General features: G+C 65.0%; 26 protein-coding genes. 12 read left to right on the forward strand and 14 right to left on the reverse strand.

Annotated elements, in window-relative coordinates:
* Positions 1 to 16: 16 nt before the first annotated feature.
* Positions 17 to 799, reverse strand: a complete 783-nt coding sequence (locus ACOQPI_RS14445) for an SDR family NAD(P)-dependent oxidoreductase (protein ID WP_420620321.1) — start codon at positions 797 to 799, stop codon at positions 17 to 19.
* Positions 800 to 904: 105 nt separating this feature from the next.
* Between ACOQPI_RS14445 and aroC the strand changes: the two genes are divergently transcribed.
* From aroC to ACOQPI_RS14465, 4 genes are read left to right on the forward strand one after another with little or no spacing between them, the layout of a single operon-like run.
* Positions 905 to 2,002 carry a chorismate synthase gene (gene aroC, locus ACOQPI_RS14450; RefSeq protein WP_420620322.1) on the forward strand — a complete coding sequence of 366 codons (1,098 nt, stop codon included), beginning with the start codon at positions 905 to 907 and terminating at the stop codon, positions 2,000 to 2,002.
* A gap of 10 nt (positions 2,003 to 2,012) precedes the next feature.
* Complete coding sequence (locus tag ACOQPI_RS14455) at positions 2,013 to 2,801, forward strand: enoyl-CoA hydratase (RefSeq protein WP_420620323.1); 789 nt, start codon at positions 2,013 to 2,015, stop codon at positions 2,799 to 2,801.
* 1 nt (position 2,802) lies between these two features.
* A complete protein-coding gene (locus tag ACOQPI_RS14460; protein ID WP_420620324.1) occupies positions 2,803 to 3,696 on the forward strand; it encodes an LLM class flavin-dependent oxidoreductase in 894 nt (297 codons plus the stop codon).
* 51 nt (positions 3,697 to 3,747) lie between these two features.
* The gene (locus ACOQPI_RS14465; RefSeq protein ID WP_420620325.1) at positions 3,748 to 4,458 is read left to right on the forward strand and encodes an indole-3-glycerol phosphate synthase TrpC; all 711 of its coding nucleotides are present in this window, start codon (positions 3,748 to 3,750) and stop codon (positions 4,456 to 4,458) included.
* A 6-nt stretch (positions 4,459 to 4,464) separates the two neighbouring features.
* Here ACOQPI_RS14465 and ACOQPI_RS14470 read toward each other — a convergent pair whose 3' ends face one another.
* The 4 genes from ACOQPI_RS14470 to ACOQPI_RS14485 are packed head-to-tail and all read right to left on the reverse strand — an operon-like array spanning position 4,465 to position 6,886.
* On the reverse strand, positions 4,465 to 4,863 hold the full coding sequence (locus tag ACOQPI_RS14470; RefSeq protein ID WP_420620326.1) for a MaoC family dehydratase: 399 nt from the start codon (positions 4,861 to 4,863) through the stop codon (positions 4,465 to 4,467).
* Positions 4,860 to 5,282 carry an FAS1-like dehydratase domain-containing protein gene (locus tag ACOQPI_RS14475; protein ID WP_420620327.1) on the reverse strand — a complete coding sequence of 141 codons (423 nt, stop codon included), beginning with the start codon at positions 5,280 to 5,282 and terminating at the stop codon, positions 4,860 to 4,862. The genes ACOQPI_RS14470 and ACOQPI_RS14475 overlap by 4 nt, the downstream gene beginning before the upstream one ends.
* 13 nt (positions 5,283 to 5,295) lie before the next feature.
* A complete protein-coding gene (locus ACOQPI_RS14480; protein WP_420620328.1) occupies positions 5,296 to 6,255 on the reverse strand; it encodes a quinone oxidoreductase family protein in 960 nt (319 codons plus the stop codon).
* Position 6,256: 1 nt separating this feature from the next.
* Positions 6,257 to 6,886, reverse strand: a complete 630-nt coding sequence (locus tag ACOQPI_RS14485) for a nuclear transport factor 2 family protein (RefSeq protein ID WP_420620329.1) — start codon at positions 6,884 to 6,886, stop codon at positions 6,257 to 6,259.
* 34 nt (positions 6,887 to 6,920) lie between these two features.
* On the opposite strand from ACOQPI_RS14485, the gene ACOQPI_RS14490 reads away from it, so the two are divergent.
* Positions 6,921 to 7,619 (forward strand): alpha/beta hydrolase, encoded by a 699-nt coding sequence (locus ACOQPI_RS14490; RefSeq protein WP_420620330.1) that lies wholly within the window; start codon positions 6,921 to 6,923, stop codon positions 7,617 to 7,619.
* A gap of 34 nt (positions 7,620 to 7,653) precedes the next feature.
* Positions 7,654 to 8,685, forward strand: a complete 1,032-nt coding sequence (locus ACOQPI_RS14495) for an aldo/keto reductase (protein ID WP_420620331.1) — start codon at positions 7,654 to 7,656, stop codon at positions 8,683 to 8,685.
* Here ACOQPI_RS14495 and ACOQPI_RS14500 read toward each other — a convergent pair.
* The gene (locus ACOQPI_RS14500) at positions 8,682 to 11,540 is read right to left on the reverse strand and encodes an ABC transporter permease subunit (RefSeq protein ID WP_420620332.1); all 2,859 of its coding nucleotides are present in this window, start codon (positions 11,538 to 11,540) and stop codon (positions 8,682 to 8,684) included. The two genes, ACOQPI_RS14495 and ACOQPI_RS14500, sit on opposite strands and share 4 nt — an antisense overlap.
* 44 nt (positions 11,541 to 11,584) lie before the next feature.
* A complete protein-coding gene (locus tag ACOQPI_RS14505; protein WP_420620333.1) occupies positions 11,585 to 13,873 on the reverse strand; it encodes an ATP-binding protein in 2,289 nt (762 codons plus the stop codon).
* Between the two features lie 123 nt (positions 13,874 to 13,996).
* Here ACOQPI_RS14505 and ACOQPI_RS14510 point away from each other — a divergent pair, with 123 nt between their 5' ends.
* The 6 genes from ACOQPI_RS14510 (at position 13,997) to ACOQPI_RS14535 (ending at position 17,287) form a co-directional block, all read left to right on the forward strand.
* Positions 13,997 to 15,340 carry a hypothetical protein gene (locus ACOQPI_RS14510; protein ID WP_420620334.1) on the forward strand — a complete coding sequence of 448 codons (1,344 nt, stop codon included), beginning with the start codon at positions 13,997 to 13,999 and terminating at the stop codon, positions 15,338 to 15,340.
* Positions 15,253 to 15,702, forward strand: a complete 450-nt coding sequence (locus ACOQPI_RS14515; protein WP_420620335.1) for a hypothetical protein — start codon at positions 15,253 to 15,255, stop codon at positions 15,700 to 15,702. Before ACOQPI_RS14510 ends, ACOQPI_RS14515 begins: the two co-directional genes overlap by 88 nt.
* Positions 15,703 to 15,732: 30 nt before the next feature.
* Positions 15,733 to 16,380: a hypothetical protein gene (locus ACOQPI_RS14520; RefSeq protein ID WP_420620336.1), complete on the forward strand. Its 648-nt coding sequence runs from the start codon at positions 15,733 to 15,735 to the stop codon at positions 16,378 to 16,380.
* A 36-nt stretch (positions 16,381 to 16,416) separates the two neighbouring features.
* A complete protein-coding gene (locus ACOQPI_RS14525; RefSeq protein ID WP_420620337.1) occupies positions 16,417 to 16,686 on the forward strand; it encodes a hypothetical protein in 270 nt (89 codons plus the stop codon).
* Position 16,687: 1 nt separating this feature from the next.
* A complete protein-coding gene (locus tag ACOQPI_RS14530; RefSeq protein ID WP_420620338.1) occupies positions 16,688 to 16,996 on the forward strand; it encodes a hypothetical protein in 309 nt (102 codons plus the stop codon).
* A 99-nt stretch (positions 16,997 to 17,095) separates the two neighbouring features.
* Positions 17,096 to 17,287: a TlpA family protein disulfide reductase gene (locus ACOQPI_RS14535; RefSeq protein ID WP_420620339.1), complete on the forward strand. Its 192-nt coding sequence runs from the start codon at positions 17,096 to 17,098 to the stop codon at positions 17,285 to 17,287.
* A gap of 9 nt (positions 17,288 to 17,296) precedes the next feature.
* On the opposite strand, the gene gcvT is transcribed toward ACOQPI_RS14535, so the two are convergent.
* The 7 genes from gcvT to ACOQPI_RS14570 form a co-directional block, all read right to left on the reverse strand.
* Complete coding sequence (gene gcvT / locus ACOQPI_RS14540; protein ID WP_420620340.1) at positions 17,297 to 18,358, reverse strand: glycine cleavage system aminomethyltransferase GcvT; 1,062 nt, start codon at positions 18,356 to 18,358, stop codon at positions 17,297 to 17,299.
* Positions 18,359 to 18,374: 16 nt separating this feature from the next.
* Entirely contained in the window at positions 18,375 to 18,704 is a 330-nt protein-coding gene (locus tag ACOQPI_RS14545) for a hypothetical protein (protein WP_420620341.1), read from the reverse strand.
* 53 nt (positions 18,705 to 18,757) lie between these two features.
* Complete coding sequence (locus ACOQPI_RS14550) at positions 18,758 to 19,255, reverse strand: MerR family transcriptional regulator (protein WP_420620342.1); 498 nt, start codon at positions 19,253 to 19,255, stop codon at positions 18,758 to 18,760.
* A 128-nt stretch (positions 19,256 to 19,383) separates the two neighbouring features.
* Complete coding sequence (locus ACOQPI_RS14555; protein ID WP_420620343.1) at positions 19,384 to 19,884, reverse strand: bifunctional nuclease family protein; 501 nt, start codon at positions 19,882 to 19,884, stop codon at positions 19,384 to 19,386.
* 10 nt (positions 19,885 to 19,894) lie between these two features.
* Positions 19,895 to 20,452, reverse strand: a complete 558-nt coding sequence (gene hpt, locus ACOQPI_RS14560) for a hypoxanthine phosphoribosyltransferase (RefSeq protein WP_420620344.1) — start codon at positions 20,450 to 20,452, stop codon at positions 19,895 to 19,897.
* A 4-nt stretch (positions 20,453 to 20,456) separates the two neighbouring features.
* Positions 20,457 to 21,176, reverse strand: coding sequence for a MerR family transcriptional regulator (locus ACOQPI_RS14565; protein ID WP_420620345.1), 720 nt, complete (start codon positions 21,174 to 21,176; stop codon positions 20,457 to 20,459).
* On the reverse strand, positions 21,173 to 21,520 hold the full coding sequence (locus tag ACOQPI_RS14570; RefSeq protein ID WP_420621047.1) for an FHA domain-containing protein: 348 nt from the start codon (positions 21,518 to 21,520) through the stop codon (positions 21,173 to 21,175). The genes ACOQPI_RS14565 and ACOQPI_RS14570 overlap by 4 nt, the downstream gene beginning before the upstream one ends.
* Positions 21,521 to 21,526: the final 6 nt, after the last annotated feature.

The raw sequence follows: 21,526 nt of genomic DNA on the forward strand, positions 1-21,526 counted from the left end.
AGCTCAGACCGCTGGTTCACGTCACCACGTCGGCCGCGCCCCCGTCGATGCGGAGGTGGGCGCCGTGGATCTGGCGGGCCCGGTCGCTGCACACGAAGGCCACCAACTCCCCCACGTCGGACACGGTGGCGATGCGCCCGGTCAGCGTGGGCATTATCTCGGTGGTTACGTGGCGCTCGATATCGGCCCAATCGGTGGAGCGGCCCGCCCGCTCCGCCTGACGAGTCCACATTTCCACCAGCTCCGGAGTGGCAATGGCCCCCGGGCTCACGCAGTTCACACTCACCCCAGTGCCGGCCAATTCACGGGCCAGACTCACCGTCATCGCCGGTAGCGCGCCCTTGGCCGCGTAGTAGCCCGGGATGCGGTCGCCTGGGCGGGTCGCACCCACGGTTGACACCAGCACTATCCGCCCCCAACCCCGCTCCATCATGGCGGGAACCATGAGCCGGGTCATCCGCACCGCGGTGAGCACATTGCGGTTATAGGCATCCACCCAGACATCCGTGCCGTCATCCCCCCAGGTGCCGCCTACCGCCACCCCGTAGTTGTTGACCAATATGTCCACCGGTCCGCACTGGCTGACCACCGCCTCAGCACCCTCATCAGTACAGATGTCGCCCCACACAGCCCGAACCGGCGGCCCCAGCTCATCGGCCAGCCAATCGGCCTGCCCCTCCTCAAATCCGTGAACCACCACCTCAGCGCCTTCAGCGGCCAGAACGCGGGCAACCCCGCTGCCCGTGCCCCGATAGCTCCCCGTTACCAGCGCCACCTTGCCCGATAGGCCTAAATCCATGTTCCGACATTGCCACAGGTGGGCTGGCTCACGCATGGCCGCTACCAGGACCTCGCCAATATGACCCCCAGACCGGCAGAGCCCGGTCTGTAGTGTTGACATGCAATGAGCAGTTCGACCGGGCGATTGTTCCGGGTAACGACGTTCGGGGAATCCCACGGTGGCGGCATCGGCGCGGTGGTGGACGGCTGTCCGCCCCGGCTTCCCCTGAACGAGGAGATGATCCAGCACGACTTGGATCGACGGCGGCCCGGTCAGAGCCGTCTCACCACGCTGCGGGACGAGGCCGACAAAGTACAGATCCTCTCGGGCGTCTTCGAGGGCCACACGCTGGGATCGCCCATTGCCATGCTGGTGGGCAACACCGATGCCCGGCCCAGCGCCTATGAGGACTTCAAGGACGTCTACCGGCCCTCCCACGCCGACTACACCACCGAAGCCAAGTACGGCATTCGCAATTGGCAGGGTGGGGGACGGGCCAGCGCCCGGGAAACCATCGGTCGAGTGGCGGCTGGGGCCATCGCCCGCCAGCTCTTGCGGACCGTGGCCGACATCGAGGTATTGGCCTGGGTGCGCCAGGTGGGCACCATCACGGCCGATGTCGATCCCATTGCGGTGACTCTGGCCGATGTGGAGGCCGACGCCACCCGATGCCCCTCGCCCGAACACGCGGAGGCTATGACCGAGGCCATCGAAGCAGCTCGCCGCGACGGCAACTCGCTGGGCGGAATAGTCGAATGCGTGGCCCGACGAGTTCCCCCCGGCCTAGGCGAGCCGGTGTTCGACAAGCTGGAGGCCGATTTGGCCAAGGCCGCGCTGTCATTGCCCGCGGCCAAAGGCTTTGAGATTGGCTCGGGCTTCGCCGGGGTGACCATGACCGGCCGAGAGCACAACGACCCCTTTGCCCCCGGCCCTGACGGCCGGCCCCGCACTGCTTCCAACCGCTCCGGCGGAGTGCAAGGCGGAATCAGCAACGGAGAGGACATCGTGATCCGAGTGGGGTTCAAACCCACCGCCACTATCGCTTCACCGCAAGAGACAGTCGACCGCGACAACAACCCGGTCACCCTGGCCGCCCGCGGCCGCCACGACCCGTGCGTGCTGCCCCGAGCGGTGCCCATGGTGGAGGCCCAAGTGCTGCTGGTGCTGGCCGACCACTGGCTCCGTCAACAGGCCGTGGATGTGATCGGCGACGGAGCCTGACCGAACTAAAATGGCCGACCGCTCCTACAAGCCCGTCACCCCCGAAGGCCAGCGCCTGCTTGTCGAAATCGACAACCGCATTGCTGTCATCACCTTGAATCGGCCTGAAGCCCGCAACGCCATGACCAAGCGGATGCGCAACGACCTGTGCGCCGCGTTGCGAGCAGCCGATTCCGACGACGGGGTGGACGCCGTCATCTTGACCGGAGCCGACCCGGTGTTCACCGGCGGCGTAGACCTGCGCGAGGTGGCCGCCGACGGCGTGACAGAAAACCCTGACGGGAACAAACGGCAAGCCGAGGACCCGGCCCAAGCCTGCCGGGACACCGCCAAGCCCCTGATCTGCGCGGTGAACGGCACCTGCGTCACCGGCGGCCTGGAGATCGCCCTGAGCTGCGACTTCATCGTGGCCTCCGATCAAGCAAGATTCGCCGACACCCACGCCAAGATCGGGGTTATCGCCGCATGGGGCATGACAGCGCTCCTACCTCGAGCAGTCGGCAAGCGCATGGCCAAGGAGATGACCGCGTCCGCCCGCTTCGTCTACGCCGAAGAGGCCCTACGCATCGGCCTGGTCAACCACGTCGTCCCCCACGATGAACTGCTGACTCGGGCCCGGGAACTAGCCGCCCAGATCGTGGCCGCCACCACCCCCGCCACCGCAGCCACCATGCACATCTACGACGACACCGACGGCATGAGCTTCGCCGAGGCCAAAGACATCGAGGAGGAGGCCATGCGCAACTGGACCGTCGACACCGACGACATGCAACGCCGCGGCCTCGGAAAAGGATCCTGAAATGACCACCCAAGCCGCTCCTCCGCAGTTCAGTGTGTTCATGCCGCAGATGCGGATGGACATGGCCACCATCGAGGAGCGGGTGCGGGCGGCGGAGGCATGCGGGTTCCACAAGATCGACCTCATGGACCATCTGAATCCGCCCTTGTTGTCCGCGGCTCCCATGTACGACGCTTTTGTGACCGCGGCGGCGGTGGCGGCATGGACTGAGCGAGTACGCATCGGACACATGGTGCTGTGCGGGCAGTTCCGCCATCCGGCGCTGCTGGCCAAGATGGTGGTGAGCATGGATCACTTCAGCGGTGGTCGTTTCGACTTGGGTATCGGCTGGGGCTCGGTGCCCGACGAATTGGCTCGTTTCAGCCTCGGCGACGAGCCGCCCGCGGTGCGGGCCGCTCGCCTGCGGGAGACGCTGGAGGTGGTGCAGGCTCTGCTCACCGGTGAGCTGATGAACTACGAGGGCCGGTTCTTCCAGCTGCACGACGCCCAGCAGCAGCCGACCCCGTTGAACGGCCATATCCCGATCGTGATCGGCGGGGCGGGCCGCAAGCTCACGATGCCGCTGGTGCGGGACTTCGCCGACTGGTGGAATTGCCCGGTGTACGGCATGGCTGAGCTGGAGGAACTGCTTCCGCTGTCCGGCAACGCCCGGCTCTCGGTGCAGCGGGCCATCGGCTTAGCCCCGTCCTCCGCGGCCCGCGACGAGATAGTAGCCACCGCCCAACGCCGGTTCGGCGACTGGGCCCTGGTGGCGGGCACCCCAGACGAGGTGGCCAGTGGTCTACAAGCCGACCGCGAGATGGGCGCCGAGCAGTTCGTGCTCCAGTTCAGCGACTTCGCCACCCCTGAGACGCTTGACCTGTTCGCCACCGAGGTCATGCCCGCGGTGGCGTAGCCCCCGTTTCTGCTTTCTCCGGCGGCCGAACTCCCCCGTATCATCCGACTCATGGGAGCTGACGACCGGGCCAATCGAGCAGGGCGTTTCAAGCAGGCTCTGTTGGCCGCCGACGATGTGGCCATCATCGCCGAGATCAAGCGTCGCTCCCCGTCTCGGGGCAATTTGAACACCGAACTCGACCCAGCAGAGATGGCAGCGGCCTATCGCGACGGCGGGGCATCCTGCCTGTCAGTGCTCACCAACCAGGAAATGTTCGGCGGCAGCGGCGACGACCTGGCCGCGGCATCCCGGTCCTCTGGTTTGCCCGTCCTCCGCAAGGACTTCATCACCAATGTCGAAGACGTCCATGAATCCCAAGCGATGGGGGCTGATGCGCTGCTGCTGATCGTGGCCGACCTCACCGCTTCCCAGCTGGCCGAGCTTCATGAACTCGCGTTGTCGCTGGGCATGGATGTGCTCACTGAGGTGAAGTCGGAGAGCGAGCTGGAAGTCTCCCTCGAAGCCGGGGCGGACATTATCGGGGTCAACCAACGGGAGAAGCCCAAGAGCGAGGCCTTCACCATGGACTACCAGCGGGCCGAGCGCATGGCACCGCTCCTTCCCGACCATGTAGTGACGGTGGCCGAATCAGGCATCGCTGTTCCCGGCGGCACCACGATGGCCGCTGTGCGCAAGGCCGGCTACGACGCCGCGCTTATCGGCGAGGCTCTGGTGACATCCGGCGACCCGGTAGAGAGGCTCCAAGAGCTTCTGGCCTGATCAGCTTTACTCTGCGGCCAGCCTCCCGGCCGCGGTACCCCGCAAGACCTGCGTGCCCTGTTGATCGGTGGTGAAGATGTCCACCTCCACTGAGCCGTCGGCGTGGACCGCGGTTACCACAAGCTCGGTGGTCAGCGTGTCTCCCGGCCATACCGGTTTCAGGAAGTCTGCCCCGTAGCGGTCCAGCCCTTCAGGGCCGAACACCGCAACCAGCGCCTCCCCGGTAATGCCCATGGTCAGCATGCCGTGGGCGAAGAGCTGGTCGAAGCCGTGGGTGGTGGCGTAGATCTCGTCGTGGTGGAAGGGGTGGAAGTCGCCGGAGGCCCCCGCGTAGGCCACCAGTTGCGTCCGGGTAAGCCCTTCGGCCACTAACTGGCGGTGGCGAGCACCGACTTCGGGCCTCATTCCCGCACCTCGTTGTCGGCGCGCACGTTGATCCAGCGGGCGGTCACGCACCGCTGGCCGTCGGCATCGACAAAGGTGGTGACGATCTCCCGGAACCGCAACTGGCCGCCCCGACGCCCCTGCTTGAACCACTCCTCCCCGTCGGCCACGGTGGCGGTGAGCACTTCACCAGCCTTCGGATGGCGGTGGTACTCGAACACCATGCCAGCGTGGAATCCCGAGCCCGACTCCGGCGCCACTGGCGGCCACGGCCGGTCGGACCGCAGTCGGCGGTCGTAGTCGGGGTCGTAGCGGTCGGCGGCCACCATAAACGTGGGCGGGGCTGCCGCGTCTGGGTCGAACGTCGCGTCCAGATCGCCCACTGCCCGCTTGAACTCCTGAATGTGGCCCGCCTCGACGGGGAATTCGAATGAGCGCATCTAGATCTCCTGGCTAGGGAACAAGAACGATCTTGCCGAAGAAATCGGAACTCTCCATCAGCCGATGGGCCTCCGCGATCCCGTCCAACCCGTACACCGCGGCGATCTGCGGCGTGACCTGTCCCCGGGCGATCATGGCCAGCAAACCCTGCATGGTGGCTGCGATCCGCTGATTGTCGGGGCGGCCCACGCCCATGAGGGTGATTCCCTTCACGAACAATTGGCCCAAGTGCAATTCCCCCATGTGCCCGGCGGTGACCCCGCAGGTCACAAACCGACCTTCGGGGGCCAGCGACCGGATCGCGGCAGCGAACACCGGGGTGCCTACATGGTCGAGCACCACGTCCACCCCTCTACCATCAGTGGCCTCTCGCACTTCCGCAACGATGTCATCGCTGTAGTGGTCGATGGCCTGCTCCGCGCCCAGCTCCACCGCTCGAGCCCGTTTGCGGGCTGAGCCCGCGGTGGCAATCACCCGACAGTCCATCGCCCGGGCAATCTGTATCCCGAAGCTGCCCACCCCCGAGCCAGCGGCCATCACCAGCACGGTCTCTCCCGGCTGGATCTGAGCCTTCTCGATAAGAGCCTGATGGGCTGATCGGCCCGCCGTGGGGGTAGCCCCGCCAGCCTCGAAGCTGATGCCGTCAGGGAGGGGAAACGTCAACTCTGCGGGAGCCAGCGCCATCGAAGCGTGGGTCCGCTCCCCTGATGCCACTACCCGATCTCCAACGGCCACCGACATCACTTCCGCCCCTACCGCCTCCACCACTCCGGCGATGTCTCGTCCGCCCACGTGCTGGGGCCAGCGCAGCCTCATGCCGTGCGACCCTTCCCGCCAATACACGTCCACCCGATCCATCGACGTGGCATTCACCTGGATCAGCACATCGTGAGGGCCGGGCTCGGGATCGGGCAGCTCCCCCACCCGCAGCACATCCAGCCCGCCCTGGGTCTCGTGATAGGCGGCCCGCACGTCAGCGCACTCGCACGCTGGGGAGCCCTTCGGCGCTGCCCCGCAGCCAGGTCAAGAACTCCCCCACCGGCGCGGGCTCAGCCACATCAGCGGGCTCGTCGAGACGGGACTCCCAGAACTCCCGATAAGTGGGCCAGAACTCGTGCCACGCCCCCTCGTAGGGCTCCTCGTCGGGCCAGCGCATCTTGTTGTCGCCGATCGGCGGTGCGTTCAGGTCGGTGGCGTACCAGTACAAGGGAAGCCGCCGCCGGAAGTACCACCGGCCGTCGATGCGCTCATAGTCGTCCCAGTACATCATGGTCATGATCACCCACTCGTCGCCGGTCTCATGCTCGTTGCGGGAGTACACCACTCCGCGGGCCCGATCGGGCCCGTCGAACTCGATGATGTGGTTGCCGGTCACATGGGCGGTGCCGGTGAACTGGCTGCTCATCGTCTCGCGGAACCACTCGGCCAGCGCGGCCCGCCCAGAGCGCCCTCGGCCCACCTGCACATCGGCGGGGAACAGGCTGACCCAGGCATCGGTGGCCCGCATATCCAACGCCAGGCAGTAGCGGGCAGCCAACCCCCGGATCTCCTCGATGGACTCCAGCCGCTCCAGCCGCTCCTCCAGCGATTCTGTGGACTCCATGGCGGCAACTTAGCGGCCGCTAAAGTGCGGCCCCATGACCGCAGGAGTTGTTTTGGCCCATGGGGCGTTTCACGGACCGTGGTGTTGGGAGCGGGTGCAGGAGTGCTTGAGGGACATGGGCATCGCCGTCCACGCTTCCGACTTGTGCCGTCCGACCACCGCAGAAGACATCGCCGCATTCCAGGCCGAAGTGAGCGGCATGAGGGAGCACTTGGGTGGTCAAGGTCCAGTGGTCGCCGTGGGCCACTCGCTCGGCGGCCTGTCCATCTCCGGGCTCGACCCCGCCACGGTGGACCATCTCGTGTACTTGGCCGCCATCCTGCCCGGCGACGAAAGCGGAGAGGAGAACCCGCCCGATGTGGCCGAGGCGGTGATCGCCGAGAACTTCTTCCCCGCCCTTGAGCACGGCGAAGACGGCTACAGCTCGGTGAAGCCTGGGGCCGCGGGCGACCTCTTCTACCACGACTGCACTCCTGAGGATGTCGCCTGGGCTGAGTCCCAGCTCCGCCCCCAGCCGCTAGGCCAAGCGCCGTACAGCTTCGCTAGGGCAGCCTGGCGGGATGTGGAGTCGACCTACATCGTGTGCGCCGACGACCACACCCTGACCGCCGAGTTCCAGCGGACCTGCGCGGGGCTGGTCGGCAACTCCGTGGTTATGGAGGGCAGCCACTCCCCCATGCTCGCCCAGCCCAAGGCCGTAGCCGCGGTGATCGCCCAGGCCGCAGGCCAGTAGCTCCAGTTCATCGAGCCACTCGAAAGGAGTCCCCATGGAATACCGCACGCTGGGAGGATCCGGGGTCCAGGTGAGCACCCTCTGCCTGGGGGCCATGATGTACGGCCCCGCGGGCAACAACGATGAGGCCGAGTGCGCGGCCATGACCCACAAGGCCCTCGACGCGGGGATCAACTTCATCGACACCGCCGACCGCTACAGCATGGGCATCTCCGAGGAGATCGTTGGGCGGGCCATCAAGGGGCGGCGCGACAACGTAGTGCTGGCCACCAAGTTCTACGGCCCGATGGGCGACGACATCAACATGCAGGGCGGCTCCCGCCGCTGGGTGACCCAGGCCGTGGAAGACAGCCTGCGCCGCCTCGACACCGATTACATCGACCTGTACCAGATGCACCGCCCCGACCCCCGCACCGACTTCGGCGACACCCTGGCCGCGCTCACCGATCTGGTGCGGACGGGCAAGATCCGCATGATCGGCACCTCCACCTTTCCCGCCGAGCTCATCGTGGAGGGCCAATGGGCCGCCGAGCGCCGCGGCCTCGAGCGGGTCCGCTGCGAGCAGCCCCCGTACTCCATCTTCACCCGGGAGATCGAGCGGGCCGTGCTGCCCTCCTGCTTGGCCTACGACATGGGCGTGATCGTGTGGAGCCCGCTCAACGGCGGCTGGCTCACCGGCAAGTACCGCAAAGACGCCGACTGGCCGGAGAACTCGAGAGCCACCCGCAACCTGGTCAGCGCCAAACGCTGGGACCGGGAAAACCCTGTAGTGGCCCACAAGCTCGATCTCGTGGAGGAACTCGACGCCCTCGCCGCCGAGGTGGGCTGTTCAATGGCCACTTTGGCCTACGCCTTCACCCTGGCCCACCCCGCGGTCACCTCCACCATCATCGGCCCCCGCACCCCCCAGCAACTAGACACCGCCCTAGAAGACCCCGACTTACGCCTGTCAAACGATGTCCTAGACCGCATCGACGAATTAGTCCCCCCCGGCAAAGACCTAAACCCCGACGACGCCTTCTACATTCCCCCCGCAGTCTCCAACCCCGCGCTTCGGAGGATCTAGGTCGTTCGCTCTCCAGAGCGCTCAATAGCCCGCACATCTGTCCCCAAATAAGAAGCGATCACCAGCGGGTCGTTCCGCACTTCTTCCGGCGAACCCTCAGAGATCACTCGCCCTGCCTCCAAGCAGTAGACCCGGTCGCTAATACTCATGACCAGCGGCATGTCGTGCTCGATCACCACTACCGCGGCGCCCAGCTCGGCCTGGATGCGCCGGATAAGCGGTCCGAAAGCCTCGCTCTCCCGCTGGGCCACACCCCCGGTGGGCTCGTCCAGCAGCAGCACCTTGGCGTCCACCGCCAACAGGCTGGCCAACTCCACTATGCGGCGCGTGCCAGTGGACAGGTTGGAGATGAAGTGGTCGGCATAGCGCCCCAGTCCCACAAAGTCCATAAGGCTGTCGACGTCGGCCCGCTTGCGCCGCTCTTGGCCCGGCGACGGCGGCACTCCTAGCAGCGACGGGACCAGCAACGAACGGTCACGGGCCTCCATCGAAACCATCAACGCTTCTCTCACGGTGAGATCTGGGTAGATCTTGGCGTGCTGGAATCCCCGCCCCAGGCCGCCCCGGTGACGTCGGTACGACGGCAGGCGCGAGATGTCCCTTCCGAGCACTTCCACTCCGCCCCTAAACGGGACGAACCCGCTGATGGCATTCATCAAGGTGGATTTGCCCGCCCCATTGGAGCCGATCAGGCCAACCAGCTCTCCCTCATAAACGTCTATGGAGACCTCGTCCACCGCCACCTTTCCGCCGAAGTGGACATGCACGTCCCGCACCGCCAGCCACGGTTGACCTTCCTCGACCGACACAGTGCGCTCGCTGGTGATCGGCACCGGCTTGTCCAGCGCCGGCACCGGTTCGGGAATGTCCCGGGCCGCCATGCGCTCATCGGCCATCCCCAACAAGAAGTCGCGCAGCTTGTAGAGGAGCTGCATGAACCCGCCGGGGAAGTACATCAACAACAACAGAAGGCCAACACCGGAGGTGAGCAGCCGCACCTCGTCGCTGGCCCCGAAAATGGCAGGAATGCCCTTGACCCACAGCACGCCCAGCAGCGGCCCGGCAATCGACCCCAACCCGCCGATGATGGCGATGGCGATCACGTTGATCGACTCATTGGAGTTGAACAGGACTTGGGGGTTGATAGTGGGCTCGCCGGTGATGATCAGCCCGCCCCCCAGTGCGGCCAACCCCCCGGCCAGGGTGAACGAGATGAGCTTGATCCGGCTGCCCGACACAGTGGAGGCGGCGGCCATGTCCTCGTTGTCGCGCACCGCGATCATCATCCGGCCGATTCCGGTCTTGCGCAGGTGGGCCACCATCCATACCGCAAGAGCCAGCAATGCAAGCACCATGAAGAAGTACGACTTCCGGGAGGCGGTGAAGTCGAACGGACCCCAAACTGGAGGGATGACTTTGGGCGTGTTGGTGGCCCCCTGAGTGAACACGTCTTGCGCGAAGATCCACGACATGGCGGCGATTGCGAACGCCAGCGTGGTCACCGCCAGCATGAGTCCCTTCACCCGCAAAGCAGGCACGCCGATGACGAAAGCGGTGATCATTCCCGCGGCCACCGCAATCACCATGGCCACCCCCCAGGGAAGGTCGAACGACCAATCCCACCAGTCGAATGGAATGGGGATGTCGCCGTTCTCGGTCAACGCCACGACGGTGAGGCCGCCCACTCCGGCGAAGGCGAATTGGCCCAGGGAGAGCTGCCCGGCCCAGCCGGTGAGCATCGATACCGACAAGGCAACCAAAGCGAAGCCCAGGATGCGGGTCCAGGTGTAGAGGTTGGAGTTCTTGGTGAGGAACAGCCCAAGCAGCACCAGGGCACCGAATAAGGCGATGAATCCAAACCGCGACAGGTTGCGGATGTACCACAGGCCTCGGAGCCGTTCGGGGATGGCCTTCACCTTGGGCGACAGCGACCATTCCCCCTCGTCCTCGGTGGCGCGGCGGGCGAACATCACCGTGATCACCAGGATGGCGATGAAGAAGATCACATCCACCGCCTCGCGGATCTCCCGGTCGACGTTGCCTTGGAACAGCCGCTGGAAGATACCCAGACAGATTCCGGCGATCAGCGTGACCCATAGCGATCGCATCCGGGCGATCAACGCCACCAGCAGCACGCGAAGAAGCAACCCCGGCCCGAGGCTGGCGGTGCCTGCGTCGGCCGCGCTGACCCGAAATGGCGCCAGCAAGATGAGCGTGACGCCGGCCAGCGCCCCGCCGATGGTCCACACCATGGTGGACACCCGTCGCACGCTGATTCCGAATAGCCTCCCGGTGTCGGAGTTTTCCGCTGAGGCTCTGATGGCCAACCCGAATCGGGTTCGGCCCAAGAACAACGCCAGTATGGCGATGGCCAGCGGCACCATGATCACCACGATGAGCTCGCGCCCGCCGATGCGGAGGTGGTCGGTGACCTCCCAGCGAAACTCTTGAGCAGTGAGCTTCGGGGGCAAAGGAAACGGCCCCGGCCGGGATACGTCGGGAAGCTGGATGGCCGCGAAAATGGCCAGCTGGGCCACTCCCAGCGTGGCGATGAACAAAACCAGGCGTGGCGAGTTGAAGAGCCGCCGCACCACCACCAGCTCGGTGACCATGGCAAAGCCGGCCGCGGCCCCAACCGACAAGAAAAAGGCCAGCCAGTAGGGCACGTCATAACGGAAAGTGAGCATGGCCATCAGGGCCACGCCGAAACTGCCGATCTCAGCGTGGGCGAAGTTGAGCACCCCGGTGGACCGGTAGATGAGCACGAAGCCGGCGGCCAGTGCGGCCACGATCAGCCCCTGCACGCTGCCCGAGAACAAGTCCTGTTGGGAGATCTCCCAGCCGATGTCGATCACAGCACGGCCATCCGGTCTCGGCCTGCGTCAGCTCGCCTCACCGCTCAACCACCCTCGGCACCGAGGAACACCGCTCGCACCAGGTCGTCTCGCTCGGCCAGCTCTTGAGCCGGTCCCTCGAAGCGCACCCGGCCCTTCTCCATGAAGACCGCCCGCTCGGCCACGCTCAGGGCCACGTTCAGCGACTGCTCCACGATGATCATGGTCAGCCCGGTCTCCTTCAGTTGTTCCACAACCTCCAACAGCTCCTGCACCACCACCGGGGCCAACCCCAGCGAGAGCTCGTCGATGAGCAGCACCTCGGGTTCGTGCATCAAGCCCATCCCGAAGGCCAGCATCTGCTGCTGGCCACCGGAGAGGTCTCCCGCGGCTTGATTGCGCTTCTCCCGCAGCGCGCCGAACACGTCGTACACCCGCTCGACTCGCCGGTAGATCTCGGCCTTCTCCTCCTTCGTGCTGAGCATGGTGGCCAGAAGGTTCTCCTCCACCGTCAGGCCGGGGAACACTCCGGCGCCTCCTCGCACCTGCACGATGCCCTGCTTGAAGCGCAGCTCGGCATCGGCGTAGGTGATGGTGCGCCCGTTGAGACGGATGGCCCCCCGATCAGGTACGCCCAGGCCGCTGACCGCCCGCAACAAGGTGGACTTGCCCGCGCCGTTGGTGCCCAGAAGGGCCAGCGTCTCGCCGCGGCGCACCTCCAGCCCGCAGTCGAATAGCACCTGCACCGGGCCGTAGCTGTAGTCCAGTCCCCGAACCTGAAGCACCGGGATGTCATCGGGATGCTCCGACATGCGGCGAATCTCCTCCTGCTCCTCTACCAGCTCACTCACCGCCAGCGAGATGTCGCGTTTGATGTAGCGGGAGCCGTAAGCCACCAGCAGACCGCCGATTATCGAAGCCGGCGGGGCCACGATGCTGATGGCCAGGCGCTCTCCGTGGGCGTCGCTGATGGAACCGGCGATGATGCTGCCCATGAACCCGCCCATCAAGAAGATGAACACCGGCAACAGCGCGAACGCCTGGGCCCTCATCCGGTAAGGGGCTACCGCACCGATGGTGGGGGCGGCGGCCACGAAGGAGGCCGATGTGCAGGCGTTGGCCAGGCTGATGCCGAAGATCATGATGGCGGGCTGGTGGAATCGCATGGCGATGAGCACCAGCACGCCCGACATGATGATGAGCGTGCCCGCCGTCCGCACCATCTTGGCCGGATCCTCCCGGAACATACCGTCGAACTTGAAGCCCGAGATGGGTATGGCCACCAGGCTGGCCAGCCACACCAGCGACGTCACCCAGCCCCGCTGGAAGGCTTCGTAGCCGTATTCGTCTTTCAGCATCAGGTTGAGCTGGCTGGGCAGTGTTACCAGTGCGAAGCCGAGGGTGCCCACCCCCACGGCCAAGAAGTAGAAGGTCTTGACCTTCTTGAGTCGGGCGAATGCCGTAGACATCGAAACCGGAAGATCCGACCCGATGGGGGGCATATCGTACTGCTCGCCCAAGATGGCCTGCTGCTCGTTGCCCGCTCGAGGAGGTTCCTTCAAAATCAGAGACACCAGCGCCAGGACAACCGGCGGGATGGCGAAGATGTAGAACGCCCAGCGCCACCCGTCATCCCCACCGGCAATCGAGGCGATGGCGCCGGCCAGCACCGGTCCGATCAGCAGACCAATGGGCCGACCCATACCCTCAAAGGCAAAAATCCGAGCCCGAGCCGGTATGGGATAGGTATCGGTGAGCAGCGATGAGTGCACCGGCAAGCGGTTGGCCTGGCCCGCCCCGGTGAGAACCCGGGTCCAGAAGTACTGAAATGGGTTCCTCACCAAACCGGTGAGGAACACGCTCACCGCCCACCCCGCAGTGGCCACCGGCACGATGAGGGTGCGCTTCACCCGGTCGGCCAGCCAGGCCAGCGGCACCGCCCCCAGCACCAGGGCCACACCGCCGAACGAGGAGATGCCCAGAATCACCGTGTCCGACACGCCGAAGGCGTCTTGGAGATCGGGCAGGAGCACGGCGATTGCCACCCGGTCGAACTCGTCGATCACGTTGAGCAAGAAGAGCACCACGAGCATGCTTGCCCCGCCAGCCTGGATTCCCTGCCGCAACGTCATGGGCGCTTCGCCCACACCGGGCAGCAGATCGTCGGGAAGCACCACCACTTCCGATTTGGCCGCCTGCTCGGCGAGGCGCTTGGACTCCTCCTCGAAAACCGCCGAGGCCAAATTGGCCGGATCGTCGAGTTCGTCGGGCTGGTTCAGACCCGGGTCTTCCAACGCAGGCTCGTCCTGTGCCGGATCACCTGGCGGGGAATCCATGTCCACCGGCTCATCCATGGCAGCCCCTCATCGGGGCAAGACACTAGGCCATTTGCGGCGTGTAGCGCACGACAACAACCGGTTCACAGCCACCCGATCTTCGGCTAGGGTTCTCCGTTCATACGCACCTAGGGGGTAACCGTGTCTCACAAGATGCTCAAGATTTTGGGACTGCTGCTGGCATTGGCGCTCATCGCCGCTGCCTGCGGAGGCGACGACGATGACGGCGACGGCGCACAACCAGCACCGGCAGAGGACACCGAGGCTCCGGCCACCGACGAACCGGATGCCCCAGCAGATACCGATGGTGAAGACGAGCCAGCCCCGGCAGAGGAAACCGCGGCGCCAGCCACCGACGAAGAAGAGCCCTCTGAGCCATCCGACGATTCAGGCGAGCCATCCGAACCAGCAACCGAAGAGCCGGTGGACATCGGTTTCGACGAACCCCGGGGCGACTTGTTCATCGATTTCCACAGGACCTTCGACCGCTCCCACCCGTTCCAGTCGCTGGACGTGTTCTGCACGGCCACGCCCGATCCGGATTCGCCACCCCAGGCCACCGATGCGGGCATAACCGAGGACTCCATCACCATCGTCCACCTGCGAACCAAGCTGGAGGAGCTGGAGGGCATCGGCTTTGCCGTCCCGGTTGGTGACCCCATCGACATGTTCGAGGCGTTCACCAAGGCGATAAACGAAGACTGCAACGGGATCTGGGGCCGCCAGATCGACCTCCGCCTCGTGGAGGTATCCGCGCTCGGCGGCGGCGGCGAGGACATCGACACGCTGCGCAACCAAGCCTGCATCGAGGCCACCGAGGATCACAACGCGGTCATCGTGACCAACACCACCGGCTTCCAGGGCAGCGCAATCCTGTGCATCGCGTCCGACCACGACACCCTGTTCCTCACCACTCAAGGGAACCCCCGCGAGTTCCACGAGCAGGCCAACGGCCTGCTGTACTCGCTTAGCCCCGTGGCCGAGGATTCGGTGGTCAACATGACCCAGGCGATCATCGACACCGGCGCCCTAGATGGCAAGACCATTGCGGTGATCTGGCCCGACACCCCCGGGCAACCCGAGACCGTGCAAGCCGGGATCATCGATGTCATAGAGGCCGCGGGCTACGACATCGCCGTGGCCGAGCAGATCGGCTGCGGCGGTGCCACCACCTGCCGCGAGGGCAACGACATCGCGGTGGAGCGGATGCTGGAAGAGGGCGTCGACGTGGTCTTCCCCGGCCTCAACGTGCTCAGCTTGCCCAGTTCATCAATGAGATGGTCAACCAGGGCTACGCCCCTGGCGACGTGCAGTTCTACAACTCCGACTTCAACAGCCAGGCCGGTGACCTGGTGTCGGGCAAGGTGGCTCAGTTCGGCGGAGACGCCGCCGCGGAGATGTACAACGGCACCATCATCATCGACGATGCTCCCACTGGGAACTTCCGCTCTGACGACCCGGTGCTCAGCTTCAACGCACCGCTGAACATCATGTGCAACGAGACTTATGCGGCTAACAGCGCCATCGGCGCTAGCCACACCCGGGAGATCTACGGGAGCTACGACAGCGCCTACGGCATGACCTCCACGGTGTGTACCGAAATGCGCATGGTGGCCCGGGCCATCTACGACGCCGGGCCCAACCCCACTCGCCAGGACATCTACACCGCCTTCCAGAACCTGGGCTCGGTGGACATCCAGCACCAGCTTCCCGCCACCTTCGGCCCCAACAAGTTTGGTGCCCCCGACGTGGTGACCGAGTTGGTGTTCAACTTCCCATGTCCCGGCGATGCCGACATTCCCACCTGCGTCCAGCAGACCGCTCCCTATCGCAGCCTCGGAGAGTGATTTCAGAGCCTGCCCGATAGCATCGGAAGGGTGAGCATTCGGGTGTTGTGCCGCGGCCGGCGAACCAGCGTGTTCGCCGCCGCGGGCATAGCCCTGGTTCTTTCCCTGGCCGCTGCTGCCTGCGGGGGCACGGAGACATCGGAAGAGGGCAGCGGCGAGATCGCGGCCGACCCGACCGCGGCACCAACAGACATCGCGGCCGACCCGACCGCGGCATCCACTGAACCCCCCGACCAGCTTGAGCCAAGTCCTGATCCCGGACTGCCCGAGCCCGATGATGCACCCGCTCCCGAACCCACTGAGACGGAGGCAACCAGCGCACCCGAGGAGCCAGCGGCAATCTCAGCGCCCACCGCGGAAGCGCCCACCACCACAGCGCCAGCAGCAACTTCGACTTCAGCGCCACCGGCAACCTCCTCTTCCCAGCCGACTCCGGCATCGACACCCACGACAGAGTCCACACCCCAGTCCACCGTCAGGCCCACGCCTCCACCAGAGTCAACACCAGAGCCGACACAACCCCCACCGCCACCGCCAACACCGGAGCCGACACCGGTCCCCGATTCAGACTTGCCGTCGGTGGAGATGGTGAACGTGGCCACCGGGGCCTCCGTCAACCTGGCCAGCTTCGCCCCGACTGACCGGCCCATCGTGCTGTGGTTCTGGGCCCCCCATTGACCCACCTGCCGCCGGGAAGCCCCCGGCCTCGAGCAGTTGGCTCGAGACAACACCGACAAGTTCACCATGATCGGGGTGGGCGCCCGAGACAACCTGAGTCAGGCCGAGGACTTCGTTCGAGTCACTGGATCTGGAAATTCACTCCAGATGCTCTGGGATTCGTCCGGTGCTTCCTGGAACGGGCTCGGAATCACCAGCCAACACCGAGTGATCGTCCTCAACCGCTTTGGCCAGGAAATCGACAAGCGGGCCAGCCCGTCGCACAGCTGGATCCTGGACAAGGTGGCCAGCATTGGAACAGCCTGACGTGAGTGCATTTGTGAAGTCGAAGATCAGAGTTCTCGCTCTTGCCGCCTGCTTGACTCTGGGCGCAGCCGCTTGCGCAGACAGCAGCGACGGCCCAGAGGCTGCTCCCACTGGGGCGCCGGTCTCAACCGAGGCGTCGGCAACTCTGGCGCCCGCACCCGAGATGGCCACAGAGACCGCCGCCCCAGCTCCGGCATCTGATCTGCCCTCGGTCGAGTTGGTGGACGTAGCCACCGGAGCCACTGTGAATCTGGCTAGCTTCGCCCCCGCGGACCAGCCCTTTGTTCTCTGGTTCTGGGCACCCCATTGAACAATCTGCCGCCGGGAAGCCCCCGGCGTCGAGCAGTTCGCTCGAAACAACTCTGACAAGCTCACAGTGGTAGGAGTCGGAACCCAAGACAGCCTCGGGTTGGCTAAGAGCTTCGTGCAGTCCACCGGCACCACGTTCACCATGCTCTGGGATCCCACATTCGAGTCTTGGCGCCAACTAGGAATCTCCGGCCAGCCCGCAGGAATGCTGCTGGATGGCAACGGACAGATTCTCGATAGTTGGCGAGGCGCCATCCCCCAAAGCCGGGTTCTGGACGCCATCGCCGCTTAGACACAGCGCCTAAACGAAGGGCAGCTTGACCACCGTGGCCGGTGTGGGGGTACCCCGCATGTCCACGGCCAGCACATCTCCGATATCGGCGTCGGGAGGCACGAAGGCCAAGGCGATACCCGTCTCCAACATGGGTGAGAAGTTGCCCGACGTGACCTCCCCAGCAACTTCGCCATCCCGAAGCACCGCCTGACCCTCCCGGGGAGGCCGGCGGCCCTCGACTCGCAGCCCCCGCAGCCGCCGGTGAACGCCCTTCTCCTTTTCGGCGGCCAGCGCCTCACGGCCCTGAAACGATGGCTTGTCCCACCGCACCACCCAGCCCAATCCGGCTTGCAGCGGGGTGATGCCGGGACCGAGCTCATGTCCGTGCAGCGGCAAACCTGCTTCCAAGCGCAGCGTGTCGCGGGCTCCCAGTCCAGCCGGGGTGATCCCCACGGCGATCACCGCATCCCACAGCCGCTCAGCCGCCGCCGCGGGCACGGCCATCTCCATGCCGTCTTCTCCGGTGTAGCCGGTGCCGGCCACAGTCAGCGAGACGCCCTCCCACTCCACCGATCCAACGCAGTTGCGGGACACTTCCGACGCCCCTGGCGACACTGCGGCCAACCGGTTGCGGGCCTCGGGACCCTGCACCGCCAACACTGCTCGGCTTCCGGTCACATCGACAGCCTGGAAACCAGCTTCGTCATCCGAGCTGCTCAGCGCGTCGCGCACCCGGTCGGTGTTGGATGCGTTGGGCATCACATCGAAGCGGTGGTCATCGGTCCACCACACGATGATGTCGTCTAGCACCGAGCCGTCGTCGCCGAGCAGGTGGGTGTACTGGGTGCGACCAGGACCTATTCGAGCCAGATCATTGGTAAAGGCCTGCTGAAGCCGCTCGTAGGCGTCGGTACCGGATACCCGGAGGGTTCCCAAATGGCTCACGTCGAAGACCACTGCGTCGGTTCGACATGCTCGATGCTCAGCCAGCGTGCCCGACGGATAGGACAGCGGCATGTCCCAGCCGCCAAAGGGAACCATCTTGGCCCCCAGTGCCCGGTGGCGAGCCTCCAGCGGAGAAGAACGCACGTCTTGCCTAGCTCGGCTAGTGAGACTCGGCCCCTGCCCCGGTGTGGGTCAGGTCGCCGTCCAGCCCGGAGGCGTCGTCAAAGCCGTATTTGCTCAGAAGGTTGCGATAGTCCCGCTGGCAGAGCACGACGATGTCGATGTGGGGAAAGCACTCCCGCAAGCGACGGACTTTGCCGTTTTTGCGGGTGATGTACTTCTGGCGTGCGGTGGTGATCTCCACGTAGCGATCAAACTGAGGCAAATAGAAGTCTGGGCTGAACGCCTCGGTGACTTCGCCTATCTCATTTCGGGAGAGCACAAAGGTGTCGGGCTCGTAGCGCCACTCGATGCCGTAGAAATCGAGCAATTCAGCGAACTGTCGCTCCGAATCATGGGCGAACACGCGCTTGCCGGCCTCCTCTAGGACCCAGTTCGGGCGGCACCGATCCCGGATTGCGGCTCTGATGTATCCACAGGCAGAGCCTCCTCGATGGGCAACTCCCTCACCGCGGCATCCACCTCTTCGATCAAGCCCTCCATGCGGAGGTAGAGCGCGCCTTGGCCCTGGCGCAGCGCATCCAGAATCTGCTCATCGGTGCGAACCAGCAGCGACTTGTTGCCGTTGATCACCAAATCGGCGCTGGCCACCTCTTCGCCGAGTTCGTCGCGCAGGTAATCGAACACCTCACGCACCCGCTGGAGAGCGATTCCCTCATCCAACAGACGTTTGATCAGCTTTAACTCCAGCAAATCGTTGTAGGAATACCGGCGGCGGCTGCCGCTTCCCTCCGCTTCCTGAGCGGTGGAAACAACCAAACCAGTCCGGGTCCAGTAGTCCAACTGGCGGTAAGTGATGCCGACAATCTCGATGGTCTGAGGAGAACTGAAGTCTTTGGCTATCTGTGCGCGATCGCTCATTTGACTCTCCGGTGCTGGGGCGCGCCCCAGATGCTGCTGCTTACATCGGGGAAACTACGCCAATGGATTTCCACAGGGTAAACCTCTCCCTGTGGATTGTCAAGGAGCGACCTGGCCGGAAAAAGAAGTCAGCCGTTGAAGTCTTCCGGGGTGACTTGATCCAAAAACTCCCGAAATTGGTCTAGAACCTCCTCAGTGGGAGGCTCATCGCCTTCGGGCTCGTCAGGTTCCACCGCATGCCCGGCGGCATCCAGTACTGACTCATCGGCGAAGATCGGCGCCCCCGCGCGAATCGCCAGAGCCACCGCATCTGAGGGACGACTGGAGATGCGACGGGCACCGTTGCCCCCCTTCAACTCCAACTCGGCGTAAAAGGTCCGATCCCGCAACTCGGTCACCACAATGCGGTCGAGTTGCACGCCCAAGTCGTCAAGCACGTTCTTGAACAGATCATGCGTCATGGGGCGGGGTGTCTCCACCTCCTCCATGGCCAATGCGATGGCTTGAGCCTCTGCCGCTCCGATGAAAATGGGCAGGAGCCGACCCTCACCGTCGGTCTCCCGCAGCAACACGATGGGGGCGTTGGACGGAAGTTCGATCCGCACCCCGATCAGCTCCATTTCCTTCATCGCACCCACGTTAGTAGAGCATAGAGACGTAAGCGTCGGGATCGTCGGCCAGCAAGTCGGGATCTCCGATCACCAATCGGTCGAGATTGCGGTAGCGGCCGGCCCAGTCCAGGCCGTAGCCCAAAAAGAACTCGTCCGGCGCCTCGAAGCCCACGTGGTCGGGCTCGAGCGGCAAGATGCGGCGGGCACTTCGGTTGAGCAGCGCGGCCACCGCCACTGATGCCGCCGACCGCCGGCGCAATTCTCCCATCAGGTACGCGAGGCTCAGCCCGGTGTCCACGATGTCCTCCACCAGCACGACTTGCCGCCCGGTCACGTCGCAGTCCAAATCCTTGACCAATCGGACCCGTCCGGAATCAGCGGCAAACCGGGACAACGCCAAGAAGTCCACCTCCACCGTTATGTCCACCGCTCGGACCAGATCGGCCAGAAACGGCAGGCTTCCCTTCAGTACCGACACCAGCACAACCCCATCGGGGTACTGCTGGGAGATCTCCGAAGCCACCCGCCCGACGGCCTGCTCTATGGCCTCCGGGCTTGCGAACAGCTCGGGCGCCTTATGGCCCACGCTGCTAACGATTCCGAGTGTGGCCGGCCAAGGCGCATCGGAGCAGCGAGAGCCGCAACTCCGAACCGAGATTGATCAGCTCCACCAGCGTATCCTGGGATTGCTTGCGGGACTGGGCCGTGCGCTGCATCACCATGGGCATAATCCGCTGCTCCATCAGTCCCGCCTCTCGCTCTGCCGCCGACTTGTAGGCCCGCAGGTGGCGAGGCTCCACCCCATGGGCCAAGAAGCCGGCTGCCACTTTGGCCACAATCACTGCTTCGCTGCCGTAGTGCCGCAGCGCACCGTCGTCAAGGGGCTCGATGAGGCCAAACTTCTGAAGCTCCATGATCTTGGACTGGCTCAGCCCGCTCGCCGAGGCCAGCTCGTCCAGGGTCAGCGACACAGACACCGATCCCGGGTCCAGCGGGTTGGGCCGGCGCGCCCCTCGGGGGCTGGCCCCGTCGCTGTTGGATTCGCTGCCTCCATCGGACCCGCCGAAGTCTTGGTGGTCGATGCGCTCCTTGATGACCTTGAGGGGCAGGAAGTGATCCCGCTGCTGCTCAAGAATCCAGCGCAGCCGGCTGATGTCGATGTCGGTGAACTTCCGGTAGCCAGATTGGTTTCGCTCGGGATCGATGAGACCCTGGCTCTCCAGAAAACGGATCTTGGAGATGCTGATATCGGAGAACTCCTCTTTCAGCAGATCCAGCACCTGCCCGATTGACCGATACTGGGTGCTCATCCGCCGGTCCCGTCGTAGAACACCAGCTTGAATCGCCCTACTTGAAGCTCGTCGCCGTTCTTCAATCCGGCATCCTCCACCCTGCGGCTATTCAGATAGGTTCCGTTCAGCGAGCCCATGTCTTTGACGTGCTGCACCAAGCCGTCCCGATAAACCTCGGCATGGCGCCGGGAGACGGTGATGTCGTCCAAGAAAATGTCGGAGTCGGGATGGCGGCCCACCACCACCCGAGGCTGGGCCAGCTCGAATCGACTGCCCGCGGCCGGCCCCTGGGTGACCACCAACACCGCCGGCTGCCGGATCAGACCGGCTTCGATATCCAACTCCGTGGTCGGCTCGTCCACGGAGCC

The sequence above is a fragment of the Candidatus Poriferisocius sp. genome, assembly GCF_965219815.1.
GTDB lineage: Bacteria > Actinomycetota > Acidimicrobiia > Acidimicrobiales > Bin134 > Poriferisocius.